Source organism: Streptomyces sp. NPDC058291 (genome assembly GCF_042880855.1).
Taxonomy (GTDB): domain Bacteria; phylum Actinomycetota; class Actinomycetes; order Streptomycetales; family Streptomycetaceae; genus Streptomyces.
The window spans coordinates 1-12,534 of record NZ_JBHVYK010000033.1; the positions used below are offsets into that span (position 1 = coordinate 1).

Sequence of the window (12,534 nt, forward strand, 5' to 3'; positions counted from 1 at the left end):
CTCCCGCAGGAGCCGGAGCGTCTCATCGGTGACGAGGTGCTTGGAGTAGTCGATGCGCAGGTCCCCGACGCGCACCACGTGACGCCGGGCGCGCTCGGGGTCCGCGGCGAACAGGTCGCGCAGGTGGTCCTGCCACCGGGCGCGGTGGTCCGTGAGGGCGGTCCACTCGGGCCGCCGGTCGAGACGGGGGGTGTCAGACATGAGAGGGGGTCTCCTTGGTGGCCTCGCCCCGCAGGGCGACGGCGTACATCTCGTCCGCGTCGAGGCGCCTGAGCTCCTCGGCGATCAGTTCGGAGGTGGTGCGGACCTTCAGCGCGAGGGTGCGCGAGGGCTGGCCCGGCAGCGAGAGCGTGGCCAGCGGGCCCTCGGGGCGGTCGATGACGATGTCGCCGTCCGCGGTGCCCAGGCGCACGGCCGTGACGACCGGCCCGGCGGTGACGACGCGGTCGATCGTGACCTGCAGCCGCGCCTCCAGCCAGCGGGCCAGCAGCTCGGCGGCGGGGTTGTCGGCCTCGGCCTCCACCGCGCCGGACACGATCGGCACCCGGGCCTGGTCCAGGGCGGCCGCCAGCATCGAACGCCACGGGGTCAGCCGGGTCCAGGCGAGGTCGGTGTCGCCGGGGGCGTAGGAGCGGATCCGGGCCTCCAGGGTCGCCAGCGGGTTCTCCACGGCGTACAGGTCGGTGATCCGGCGCTGGGCCAGCGCGCCCAGCGGGTCCTTGCCGGGGTTGTCCGGCGCGTCCATCGGCCACCACACGACGACGGGCGCGTCCGGCAGCAGCAGCGGAAGGACGACGGAGTCGGCGTGGTCGGACACCTCGCCGTACGTCCGCAGGACGACCGTCTCGCCGGTGCCCGCGTCGGCGCCCAGCCGCACCTCGGCGTCGAGGTGGGGGTTGGTGCGGTCGCGCGGGCTGCGCGCGTGCCGCTTGATGACGACCAGGGTGCGCGAGGGGTGCTCGTGCGAGGCCTCCTCGGCCGCCTTGATCGAGTCGTAGGCGTTCTCCTCGTCCGTGACGATGACCATCGTCAGGACCATGCCCACGGCCGGTGTGCCGATCGCGCGGCGTCCCTTGACCAGCGCTTTGTTGATCTGGCTTGCAGTGGTGTCGGTCAGGTCGATCTTCATGGCCTGCGCCAGCTCCGTCCGTCTCGTGCGAGCATCTCGTCGGCTTCCTCGGGCCCCCAGCTGCCCGAGGCGTACTGCGCGGGCCTGCCGTGCCGTGCCCAGTACTCCTCGATCGGGTCGAGGATCCTCCAGGACTCTTCCACTTCCTGATGGCGCGGGAACAGGTTGGCGTCGCCGAGCAGCACGTCCAGGATGAGCCGCTCGTACGCCTCGGGACTGGACTCGGTGAAGGACTCTCCGTAGGCGAAGTCCATCGTGACGTCCCGGATCTCCATGGAGGTGCCGGGGACCTTGGAGCCGAAGCGGACCGTGATGCCCTCGTCCGGCTGGACGCGGATGACGATCGCGTTGGCCCCGAGCTCCTCGGTGGCGGTGGAGTCGAAGGGGGAGTGCGGCGCGCGCTGGAAGACGACCGCGATCTCGGTGACCCGGCGGCCCAGGCGCTTGCCGGTGCGCAGATAGAACGGGACGCCCGCCCAGCGGCGGTTGTCGACGCCCAGCTTCACGGCGGCGAAGGTGTCCGTCGTGGAGGCGGGGTCGATGCCGTCCTCCTCCAGATAACCGCGCACCTTCTCGCCGCCCTGCCAGGCGCCCGCGTACTGCGCCCGCACGGTGTGCCGGCCCAAATCCTCCGGCAGCTTCACCGCCTTGAGCACCTTGAGCTTCTCGGTGAGCAGCGAGGCCGCGTCGAAGGAGGCCGGCTCCTCCATCGCGGTGAGCGCCATGAGCTGCAGCAGGTGGTTCTGGATGACGTCACGGGCCGAGCCGATGCCGTCGTAGTATCCGGCCCGCCCGCCGATGCCGATGTCCTCGGCCATCGTGATCTGGATGTGGTCGACGTACGAGCGGTTCCAGATCGGCTCGAACATGGTGTTGGCGAAGCGCAGCGCCAGGATGTTCTGGACGGTCTCCTTGCCCAGGTAGTGGTCGATGCGGAAGACCTGGTCCGGTTCGAACACGTCGTGCACGACGGCGTTCAGCTCCTGTGCGCTGGCCAGGTCGTGCCCGAACGGCTTCTCGATGACCGCCCGCCGCCAGGAGCCCTTGCGCGCCTTCGCCAGCCCGTGCTTCTTGAGCTGCTCGGCCACCTTGGGGAAGAACTTCGGCGGCACGGACAGGTAGAAGGCGAAGTTGCCGCCCGTCCCGCGGGAGGAGTCCAGCTCCTCCACCGCGTTCTTGAGCTGCTTGAACGCGGTGTCGTCGTCGAAGTCGCCGGGGACGAACCGCATGCCCTCGGCGAGCTGCTGCCAGACCTCCTCGCGGAACGGCGTGCGGGCGTGCTCGCGCACCGCGTCGTGGACGACCTGCGCGAAGTCCTGGTCCTCCCAGTCGCGGCGGGCGAACCCGACGAGCGAGAAGCCCGGCGGGAGCAGTCCGCGGTTGGCGAGGTCGTAGACCGCCGGCATCAGCTTCTTGCGGGACAGGTCGCCGGTCACCCCGAAGATGACGAGACCGGAGGGGCCCGCGATGTGGGGCAGGCGCCGGTCGCGTGGGTCCCGCAGGGGGTTCTCCCAGGCCGCGCCGAGACTGCTGGTGCTCATTCCGCGTCAACTCCCTTGCTCGTCAGCGACCTCGTGACCGCGTCCAGAAGGTCCTGCCACGCCGCCGCGAACTTGGCGACGCCCTCGTCCTCCAACCGGGTGACGACCTCGTCGTAGGAGACGCCGAGCGCCTCCACCGCGGCGAGGTCGGCGCGCGCCGCGGCGTAACCGCCGGTGACCGTGTCGCCGGTGATGTCGCCGTGGTCGGCGGCGGCGTTCAGCGTGGCCTCGGGCATGGTGTTGACCGTGCCCGGGGCGACCAGCTCGTCCACGTACAGCGTGTCCTTGTAGGCAGGATCCTTCACACCGGTGGACGCCCACAGCGGACGCTGCCGGTTCGCCCCCGCCCCGGCGAGCGCCGCCCAGCGGGCGCCGGCGCGCGGCGAGGAGCCGACCGGACCGAAGACCTCCTCGTACGCCTGGTAGGCCAGCCGCGCGTTGGCGAGCGCCGCCCGGCCCTTGAGCGCGAGGGCGGCGTCGGTGCCGAGGGCGGTCAGCCGCTTGTCGACCTCGGCGTCGACGCGGGAGACGAAGAAGGACGCCACGGACTGGATCAGCGTCAGGTCCAGGCCCGCGGCCCGCGCCTTCTCCAGGCCCGCCAGGTAAGCGTCCATGACCTCGCGGTAGCGCTCCAGGGAGAAGATCAGCGTGACGTTGACGCTGATTCCGAGGCCGACGACCTCGGTGATCGCGGGCAGTCCGGCCTTCGTCGCCGGGATCTTGATCATGACGTTGGGGCGGTCGACGAGCCAGGCCAGCTGCTTGGCCTCGGCGACGGTGGCGGCCGTGTCGTGGGCCAGCCGGGGGTCGACCTCGATGGAGACCCGGCCGTCGACGCCGTCCGTGGCCACGAACACGGGACGCAGGACGTCGGCCGCGGCCCGCACGTCGGCGGTCGTCATCATCCGTACGGCCTCGTCGACCGTGACGCCCCGCACCGCGAGGTCGGCGAGCTGCTCCTCGTAGCCCTCGCCGGAGCCGATGGCCGCCTGGAAGATGGACGGGTTGGTGGTGACGCCGACGACGTCGCTCGTCTCGACGAGCCGGGCGAGGTCGCCGGACCGGATCCGCTGACGCGACAGGTCGTCCAGCCAGATGGAGACGCCTTCGTCGGACAGGCGCTTGAGGGCTCCCGCGGTCGCGGTCGCTTGGGTCACTTCGATCATCTTCTTTCTCGCGGTCCGATCAACCGCGCGCGGCGGCCAGCGATTCCCTGGCTGCGGCGGCGACGTTCTCGGCGGTGAAACCGTAGGCGGCGAACAGGGTCTCGGCGTCGGCGGAGGCGCCGAAGTGCTCCAGGGAGACGATGCGTCCGGCGTCGCCCACGAAGCGGTGCCAGGTCAGGCCGATGCCCGCCTCGACCGCCACCCGGGCCTTCACCGCCGGAGGCAGCACGCTGTCGCGGTACTCCCGCGACTGCTCCTCGAACCACTCCACGGACGGCATCGACACCACGCGGGTCCCGATGCCCTCGGCCTCCAGCGCCTCCCGCGCCGCCACGGCGAGCTGTACCTCGGAGCCGGTGGCGATGAGCACGACGTCGGGCGTCCCGGACGAGGAGTCCCGCAGGACGTAACCGCCCTTCGCCGCATCGGGGTCGGGCTCGTAGGTGGGCACGCCCTGCCGGGTGAGGGCCAGTCCGTGCGGTGCCGGGCGGGTGGCGTGCCGCTTGAGGATCTCGGCCCAGGCGATGGCTGTCTCGTTGGCGTCGGCGGGGCGGACCACGTTCAGGCCCGGGATCGCGCGCAGCGAGGCGAGGTGCTCGACCGGCTGGTGGGTGGGGCCGTCCTCGCCGAGGCCGATGGAGTCGTGCGTCCACACGTACGTCACCGGCAGCTGCATCAGCGCCGACAGCCGGACGGCGTTGCGCATGTAGTCGGAGAACACCAGGAACGTGCCGCCGTAGACGCGGGTGTTGCCGTGCAGCGCGATGCCGTTCATCTCCGCGGCCATCGAGAACTCGCGGATGCCGAAGTGCACGGTGCGCCCGTACGGGCTGGCCTCGGGCAGCGGGTTGCCCTCGGGCAGGAACGACGACGTCTTGTCGATCGTGGTGTTGTTCGAGCCGGCGAGGTCGGCGGAGCCGCCCCACAGCTCGGGCAGCACGTCGCCGAGCGCCTGGAGCACCTTGCCGGACGCGGCCCGCGTGGCGACGGACTTGCCGGGCTCGAACTGCGGCAGCGCGTCCTGCCAGCCTTCGGGGAGCTGACCCGCCACCACCCGGTCGAACAGCTCGGCCCGCTCGGGGGCCGTGCCGCGCCAGGCGTCGAGCTGCTTGTCCCACACGGCGTGCGCCTCGGCGCCCCGGTCGAGGGCCGCCCGGGTGTGGGCGAGGACCTCGTCGCCGACCTGGAAGGTGCGCTCCGGGTCGAAACCGAGGACCCGCTTGGTGGCGGCGACCTCGTCCGCGCCGAGGGCGGAGCCGTGCGCGGCCCCGGTGCCCCGCGCGTTGGGCGCGGGCCAGGCGATGATCGTGCGCAGGGAGATGATCGAGGGCCGTCCGGTCTCGGCCCGCGCCGCCGTCAGGGCCGCGTACAGGGCCTCGACGTCGACGTCGCCGTCCTCGGCCGGCTCGACGCGCTGGGTGTGCCAGCCGTAGGCCGCGTAACGCCCGAGCACGTCCTCGGAGAACGCGGTGGCGGTGTCGCCCTCGATGGAGATGTGGTTGTCGTCGTAGACCAGGACGAGGTTGCCGAGCTTCTGGTGGCCGGCCAGGGAGGAGGCCTCGGCCGAGACGCCCTCCTGGAGGTCGCCGTCGGAGACGATCCCCCAGATCGTGTGGTCGAACGGCGATTCGCCGGCCGGGGCGTCGGGGTCGAACAGGCCGCGCTCGTAACGGGCCGCCATCGCCATGCCCACGGCGTTGGCGACGCCCTGGCCCAGCGGGCCGGTGGTGGTCTCGACGCCGGCCGTGTGCCCGTACTCGGGGTGGCCCGGCGTCTTCGAACCGTGGGTGCGGAAGCGCTTGAGGTCGTCGAGCTCCAGCTCGTAACCGGAGAGGTAGAGCTGGGTGTAGAGCGTCAGCGAGGTGTGGCCGGGGGACAGGACGAAGCGGTCGCGTCCGGTCCACTCCGGGTCCGCGGGGTCGTGCCGCATCACCTTCTGAAAGATCGTGTAGGCGACCGGGGCCAGGCTCATCGCCGTCCCGGGATGGCCGTTGCCCACCTGCTGCACGGCGTCCGCCGCCAGAAGACGCGCCGTGTCGACGGCACGACGGTCGAGGTCGGTCCACTCGACGCTGTTCGTTGTCTGGGTGCTCATCTTCAAGAAATCCTCGATCGGAGCGGGTCAGCTGGTCTGGCGTGTTCAAACTTAAAAGTCTGACTTTTACGGGGGAAGGTCTCCCTGTGTCAGCCTGTGGTGAAAGTGGGACAGCGCCGCACCCCGTCCGAGCGGCACCGGGCGGCACGGGGGCGACACGAGAAGGACACGCACGAGAAGGACATGGTGGACACAAGTACCCAGGACGGCGTCGGTGAGGGCATCAGAACCTTTCCTTTCCCCGTCGAGCACAGCGTCGGCGGCGTCGGCATGCAGATCGGGCCGATGGGCGTCGGACGCACCTGGCACACGGATGCCCCGCTGGACCGCGTCCACCGCATCGACTTCCACGTCGTGATGCTCTTCGACGACGGCCCGGTCCGCCACATGATCGATTTCGCCGAGCACGAGGCGGCCGCGGGCGAGCTGCTCTGGATCCGCCCGGGCCAGGTCCACCGCTTCTCGACGTCGAGCGAGTACCGCGGGACCGTGCTGACCATGCAGCCCGGCTTCCTGCCGCGCGCCACCGTCGAGGCCGCCGGCCTCTACCGCTACGACCTGCCGCCGCAACTGCGCCCCGACGCGGCGCAGCTGGCGGGTCTGCGCGCGGCGCTGGCGCATCTGCGCGGGGAGTACGACGACGAAACGCTGCCGCCGAGTCTGCACACCGCGGTGCTGCGGCACTCGCTGAGCGCGTTCCTGCTGCGGTTGGCGCACCTCGCGGCCAGTGGCGCGGAGGCCGCCCGGCGGCAGGCCGACACCACCTTCATGCTCTTCCGGGACGCCGTGGAGCGGGACTTCGCCGCCAACCACAGCGTGAGCGCCTACGCCGACGCGCTCGGCTACTCCCGCCGCACCCTCGTGCGCGCGGTCCGCGCGGCCACCGGCGAGACGCCGAAGGGGTTCATCGACAAGCGGGTCGTCCTGGAGGCGAAGCGGCTGCTGGCCCACACGGATGTGCCGATCGGCCGCGTCGGCGCCGCCGTGGGCTTCCCCGACGCGGCCAACTTCTCCAAGTTCTTCCACCTGCACACGGGACACACCCCGGTGGCCTTCCGCGCGGAACTGCGCTGAGGCCGGCCGGGGTGCGTCCCGCCGGTGCGGGCGCCGGGCCGGTGCGGCCCGCGCCCGAGGGCCCTACCGCGGAGGCGGTCAGCGGCCGAAGGAGAACCAGTTGACGTTGACGAAGTCCGCCGGCTGACCGCTGGTGAAGGTCAGATACACGTCATGGGTGCCGGTGACGGCGCCGATGTTGGCCGGGATCGTCCGCCAGGACTGCCAGCCGCCGGTGTTGGCGACGGCGAAGCTGCCGACGGGCGCGGCGCTGCGGCTGTCGAGGCGCACCTCGACCAGTCCGCTGACCCCGCCGGCCGCGCCGCCGGCGACCCGTGCGCTGAACTGGGTGGCCGCGGTGGAGCCGAACGTGACGCCCTTGTACAGCGCCCAGTCGCCGTTCGCCAGGGCGCCGATGTTCTGGCCGCCGCCGGTGTCGGTCGTCGTCTCGGTGATCGTCCCCGACTGGCTGTCGTAGGACTCCGCCTGGATCGTGCCGTAGGCGTCACGGCTGCCGGAGGGCGGGGGCGTGGTACCGCTCCCACCGCCTGCGGCCTGGAGCACCTGCACGTAGTCCACCACCATCGGGCGGCCCGGCACGGTGTCGCCGTCCAGACCGCCGCCGAAGGCGTCCGGGAAGCCGCCGCCCATCGCGACGTTCAGGATCACGAAGTAGCCGTGGTTCGTGGCGTTGGCCCAGGTCGTCGCGTCGACCTGGTTCGCGGTGACGGTGTGGTAAGTGACGCCGTCGACGGAGAAGCGGATCGCCTCGGGGCTCACCGAGCGGTCCCACTCCGTGGCGTAGGTGTGGAAGCCCGACTGGCAGGTGGTGTTCGGGCACGCGACGGAGTTGCCGATGCCGGTGGTCTCGTTGCACGGCCCGCCCGGGCTGGTGCCGCAGTGCATCGTGGCCCAGACCTTGTTCAGGCCCTGGACGTTCTCCATGATGTCCAGCTCGCCGACGCCGGGCCAGTTCTGGTAGTTGCCCCGGTAGGGCGCGCCGAGCGCCCAGAACGCCGGCCAGTAGCCCTCGGCGGCGGTGCCGGTCACGTTCGGCATCTGGATGCGGGCCTCCACCCGCAGCTTGCCGCCGGACGGGGGCTGGAAGTCGGTCCGCCGGGTCTCGACGCGGCCCGAGGTCCAGCGGCCCGCGGAGTCGCGCAGCGGGGTGATGCGCAGGTTGCCGCTGCCGTCGAGGGAGACGTTCGCGGTGCTGTTCGTCATCGTCTCGACCTCGCCGGTGCCCCAGTTGGCGGGCCCGCCGGGGTAGGAGGTCCCGGTGCTGTACTGCCAGTCCGCGGTGTTCACGCCGGTGCCGGCCGCGCCGGTGAAGTCGTCCAGGAAGACCTGCGACCAACCGGTCGGCGGGGCGGGCGCGGAGGCGTTCGCGGGCAGGGTGGCGGCCGCCGCCGCGGCGGCCGCCAACCCGAGCGTGCTGAGGACGGCGATCAGGGCGCGTCGCCTTCTGGGGATGCCGGAGGGTGCACTCATGGGGGCCTCTCGGTACGGGGTGAGGTGCGCGGGTGACGTCGAGAGCACTCTGAGAGCGCTCTCAAAGTGGGCCCAATGTGCTCCCCGCCACTGGGGCCGTCAAGACTCAAAGCAAGGAAAGTCCTTCAGGGGCCCGGAAGTTCATGGCTTGAACCACCCGAACGTGCGAAAGCGCCCCGCTTGCACCCCAGTTGCCCGGGACGGTCCCCCGGCGCGGGATCCGTCGGGCGGGGCGGGATCCGTCGGGCGGGGCGGGATCCGTCGGGCGGGGCGACGCGATGGTGGGGGCCGGCGGACCTGGCCAGGCGAGCGGATGGTCGTAGCGGACGAACCCGTGGAAAGCCGCCACCTTGTCGTACAGGGCGCGGGCGGTCACGTTGTCCTCCCTGGTCATCCAGTACATCCGGGCGCCCCCCGCTCGCGCGCCGCCTCGGCGACCCGTTCGATCAGCGCCCGGGCCGCGCCCCGGCCGCGCGCGGCCTCGGCGACGTAGAGGTCCTGCAGGTAGCAGCTGTCCGCCGCCCAGCACGTGGCGTGGAACAGGTAGTGCGCGATGCCCGCCAACTCCCCGTCCACGCGCGCGCCGACGGCGTGCACTTCGTCGCCCCGGCGCAGGCGGCGCCACATCTCCTCGTACCCCTCGTCGGGCACCTCCGCGCGGTAGAACCTCTTGTAGCCGCGTGCCAGTGCTTCCCAGGCGGCGCGATCACCCGGGCGCAGCGGACCGATCTCGATCATGGTCCCGCATTCTCCCCGTGAACATCCCGGCCTGCCGCCCCTTGGGCGGGCCGGTCGCCTCGGCTCTGCGGTCGCCAGCCCAGCGCGCGGGAGATGCCGCGGGCGGCGAGACGCACCGCCGGCGCCAGTACCGGCACCTGCGCGTCGGCGTAGGGGACGACGACCGAGACCGCGGCCGCCACCGCGCCGCCCGGCCCGCGCACCGGGGCGGCCACCGACAGTGCGTCGTCCGTGACCTGACGGCTGCTCACCGCGACTCCGCTGCGCCGCACGTCGGCCAGGGTCCGGCGCAATCGCGTCGGATCGGTGATGGTGTGGGAGGTGTACGCCGCCAACGGCCCTGCGCAGTAGGCCTCTTGCAGTTCCGCTTCGCTGTGCGCCAGCAGTGCCAGTCCGACGCCGGTGACGTGCAGGGGCCAGCGGGCGCCCACCCGGACGAGTACCCCGACGGCCGAACGCCCGGAGAGCCACTCGGTGTAGACGACCTCGGACCCGTCCCGCACCGCGAGCTGCACGTTCTCGTGCGTGGCCTCGTACAGGTCCTCCAGGAAGGGCAGTGCCGCCTGCCGCAGCGCCAGGCCGCGCGGGGCCAGCGCCGCGACCTCCCACAGGCGCAGCCCCACGTGGTAGACGCCGGCCGGGTCCCGCTCCAGGGCGCCCCACTCGGTCAGGGCGCCCACCAGCCGGTGCGCGGTGGTGAGGGTGAGCCCGGCACGCCGGCTGATGTCGCTCAGGGAGAGCGCGGCATGCGTGTGGTCGAACGCGGCGAGCACCGACAGCAGGCGCTCGGGCGCGGAACGGGCGTGTGCGGCGAGGGCGCCCCGGTCCATCAGGTCCTCCTCACGGCGTCAGGCCAGTCCGTCCCCGGCGATCCGCAGCAGCAGCGTGTGCAGCGTCTCGCGTTCGGCGGCGTCGAGCGGGTTCAGCAGCTCGTTCGTCACCCGCAGGCCCGCCTCGTCGGTGCCGCGCAGGAACGCGCGGCCGTGCTCGGTGAGGACGACGATCCGGCTGCGCCGGTCGTCGGGTGCGGGCCGGCGTTCGGCGAACCCCAGCTTCTCCAGGTCGTCGACCAGGCCGACGATCGCACTGGGGTCGTAGCCGAGGCGGGTGCTCAGCTCGCGCTGGAGCGCCCCCTCGCAGGTGGCGAGGAACCGCAGCACCGCGTAGTGGCGCAGGCGCAGCCCGGACTCCTGGAGGAACGTGTTGAACAACTGGCCCGAGCGCAGTCCCAGGCGGTAGAGCAGGTAGCCGGTGTCCGCGTGCAGCCCGCGCATCCACGGCTCGTCCCCGTCGATCGGGGCGGCGTTCACGGCGTTGTCGTGGCGGGCGATGGCGGGCTCCCTGGGTCAGGTCCCCTGTCGGGGCGGTTCTCCGTACAGATTGCAGCATGGCGTACCCGAAGGTCGACAACAACTATTGACGACGACAATTATTGCTCTTAGCTTCGATCTCGGAGCCGCGCTCCGAGCGACGCGCCGTCGCACCCATGTGACACCCATGTGAAGGGACACCGTCGTGCCCAGCATCGATCTCACCGGCAAGGTCGCCGTCGTCACCGGCAGCGGCCGGGGCCTCGGCCTCGCCTACGCCCACGCCCTGGCCGCCCGCGGCGCCGCCGTGGTCGTCAACGACGTCGACGAGGCGGTCGCCGAACAGGCCGTGAAGTCCCTCGTCGAGGCCGGCGGCAGGGCCGTCGCCGAGGTGGTCCCGGTCGGCGCCGCCGAGGCCGCCGACCGGCTGGTGAACCGGGCCGTGCAGGAGTTCGGCCGGCTCGACGTCCTGGTCACCAACGCGGGCATCCTGCGCGACAAGGTGCTGTGGAAGATGACCGACGACGACTTCGACGCGGTGATCGCCACCCACCTCAAGGGCACCTTCACCTGCGCCCGCGCCGCCGCCGTGCGGATGCGCGAGCAGGGCGAGGGCGGCACGCTGATCCTCGTCGGCTCGCCGGCCGGCCAGCGCGGCAACTTCGGCCAGACGAACTACGCCGCCGCCAAGGCCGGCATCGCCGCGTTCGCCCGCACCTGGGCGATGGAGCTGGGCCGCGCGAACATCACCGTCAACGCGATCGTCCCGGTGGCCGCCACCGCCATGACCGAGACGATCCCCGCCTTCGCCCCGTACGTCGAAGCGCTGAAGAACGGGCGGCCCTTCCCGGACTTCCTGCGCAAGGGCGAGGGCTTCGGCACCCCCGAGGACTGCGCGGCCCTGGTGCCCTTCCTGGCCTCCGAGGCCGCCCGGGGCATCACCGGCCAGGCCATCGGCATCGGCGGCGACAAGGTGACACTCTGGTCTCATCCGCAGGAGATCCGCGCGGCCTACGCCGACGGCGGCTGGACGCCGGAGAGTCTGGCCGACGTCTTCTCGACCTCGGTCGGCGCCGAGCTCCAGACGGTCGGCATCCCGGCCCCGACGTTCCCGGAGGCGTGACCATGGCGACCCTGAACGTCGAGGATCTCGTCGCGATCGACGTCCACACCCACGCGGAGGTGTCCTCCCGGGGCCATTCCTCGCTGGACGACGACCTGCACGACGCCTCCGCCGCCTACTTCAAGGTCGAGGGCAAGCGGAAGCCCACCCTGGAGGAGACGGCCCGCTACTACCGGGAGCGGAAGATGGCCGCCGTGATCTTCACGGTGGACGCCGAGTCCGCGACCGGCACCGCGCCGGTCCCCAACGAGGAGGTCGCCGAGGCGGCCGCCGCCAACGCCGACGTCCTCATCCCCTTCGCCTCCATCGACCCCTTCCGGGGGAGGGCGGGCGTGAAGCAGGCCCGGCGCCTGGTCGAGGAGTACGGGGTGAAGGGCTTCAAGTTCCACCCCAGCATCCAGGGCTTCTTCCCCAACGACCGCTCGGTCGCGTACGACCTGTACGAGGTGATCCAGGAGACCGGGACCATCGCCCTGTTCCACACCGGTCAGACCGGCATCGGCGCGGGCGTCCCGGGCGGCGGCGGGATCAGGCTCAAGTACTCCAACCCGCTGCACGTGGACGACGTGGCGGCCGACTTCCCACACCTCAAGATCATCCTGGCGCACCCGTCCTTCCCCTGGCAGGACGAGGCCCTCGCCGTCGCCACCCACAAGCCGGGCGTGCACATCGACCTGTCCGGCTGGTCGCCGAAGTACTTCCCGCCGCAGCTCGTGCAGTACGCGAACACGCTGCTCAAGGACAAGGTCCTCTTCGGCTCCGACTTCCCCGTCCTCACCCCCGACCGCTGGCTCGCCGACTTCGGCAAGCTGACGATCAAGGACGAGGTGAAGCCGAAGATCCTCAAGGAGAACGCCGCCCGGCTGCTCGGGCTGACCACACCGTAGG

The 12,534-nt window shown here is 71.8% G+C and carries 11 protein-coding genes and 1 pseudogene; 3 read left to right on the forward strand and 9 right to left on the reverse strand.

What is annotated here, in order from left to right:
- From ACFVYK_RS18490 to tkt, 5 genes and pseudogenes are all read right to left on the reverse strand, one after another.
- Positions 1 to 201: pseudogene (locus tag ACFVYK_RS18490) on the reverse strand (glucose-6-phosphate isomerase); the annotation flags it as partial.
- Entirely contained in the window at positions 194 to 1,129 is a 936-nt protein-coding gene (gene opcA / locus ACFVYK_RS18495; RefSeq protein ID WP_389774891.1) for a glucose-6-phosphate dehydrogenase assembly protein OpcA, read from the reverse strand. The gene opcA and the pseudogene ACFVYK_RS18490, both read right to left, overlap by 8 nt.
- Positions 1,126 to 2,670 carry a glucose-6-phosphate dehydrogenase gene (gene zwf, locus ACFVYK_RS18500; RefSeq protein WP_389774894.1) on the reverse strand — a complete coding sequence of 515 codons (1,545 nt, stop codon included), beginning with the start codon at positions 2,668 to 2,670 and terminating at the stop codon, positions 1,126 to 1,128. The genes opcA and zwf overlap by 4 nt, the downstream gene beginning before the upstream one ends.
- Entirely contained in the window at positions 2,667 to 3,836 is a 1,170-nt protein-coding gene (gene tal, locus ACFVYK_RS18505) for a transaldolase (RefSeq protein ID WP_389774897.1), read from the reverse strand. The genes zwf and tal overlap by 4 nt, the downstream gene beginning before the upstream one ends.
- Before the next feature lie 19 nt (positions 3,837 to 3,855).
- The gene (gene tkt / locus ACFVYK_RS18510; protein ID WP_389774899.1) at positions 3,856 to 5,931 is read right to left on the reverse strand and encodes a transketolase; all 2,076 of its coding nucleotides are present in this window, start codon (positions 5,929 to 5,931) and stop codon (positions 3,856 to 3,858) included.
- 183 nt (positions 5,932 to 6,114) lie between these two features.
- Between tkt and ACFVYK_RS18515 the strand changes: the two genes are divergently transcribed.
- Entirely contained in the window at positions 6,115 to 7,005 is an 891-nt protein-coding gene (locus tag ACFVYK_RS18515) for a helix-turn-helix domain-containing protein (protein ID WP_389774902.1), read from the forward strand.
- A gap of 78 nt (positions 7,006 to 7,083) precedes the next feature.
- Here ACFVYK_RS18515 and ACFVYK_RS18520 read toward each other — a convergent pair whose 3' ends face one another.
- The 4 genes from ACFVYK_RS18520 to ACFVYK_RS18535 all read right to left on the reverse strand — a co-directional run bounded on the left by ACFVYK_RS18520 (position 7,084) and on the right by ACFVYK_RS18535 (position 10,487).
- Entirely contained in the window at positions 7,084 to 8,475 is a 1,392-nt protein-coding gene (locus ACFVYK_RS18520; protein WP_389774905.1) for a glycoside hydrolase family 16 protein, read from the reverse strand.
- A 390-nt stretch (positions 8,476 to 8,865) separates the two neighbouring features.
- Complete coding sequence (locus tag ACFVYK_RS18525) at positions 8,866 to 9,213, reverse strand: GNAT family N-acetyltransferase (RefSeq protein ID WP_389774906.1); 348 nt, start codon at positions 9,211 to 9,213, stop codon at positions 8,866 to 8,868.
- Positions 9,210 to 10,043: an IclR family transcriptional regulator gene (locus tag ACFVYK_RS18530; RefSeq protein WP_389774909.1), complete on the reverse strand. Its 834-nt coding sequence runs from the start codon at positions 10,041 to 10,043 to the stop codon at positions 9,210 to 9,212. The genes ACFVYK_RS18525 and ACFVYK_RS18530 overlap by 4 nt, the downstream gene beginning before the upstream one ends.
- A gap of 18 nt (positions 10,044 to 10,061) precedes the next feature.
- On the reverse strand, positions 10,062 to 10,487 hold the full coding sequence (locus ACFVYK_RS18535) for a MarR family winged helix-turn-helix transcriptional regulator (RefSeq protein ID WP_389775049.1): 426 nt from the start codon (positions 10,485 to 10,487) through the stop codon (positions 10,062 to 10,064).
- 241 nt (positions 10,488 to 10,728) lie between these two features.
- Here ACFVYK_RS18535 and ACFVYK_RS18540 point away from each other — a divergent pair, with 241 nt between their 5' ends.
- On the forward strand, positions 10,729 to 11,646 hold the full coding sequence (locus tag ACFVYK_RS18540) for an SDR family NAD(P)-dependent oxidoreductase (RefSeq protein WP_389774912.1): 918 nt from the start codon (positions 10,729 to 10,731) through the stop codon (positions 11,644 to 11,646).
- A gap of 2 nt (positions 11,647 to 11,648) precedes the next feature.
- A complete protein-coding gene (locus ACFVYK_RS18545) occupies positions 11,649 to 12,533 on the forward strand; it encodes an amidohydrolase family protein (protein ID WP_389774914.1) in 885 nt (294 codons plus the stop codon).
- Position 12,534: the final 1 nt, after the last annotated feature.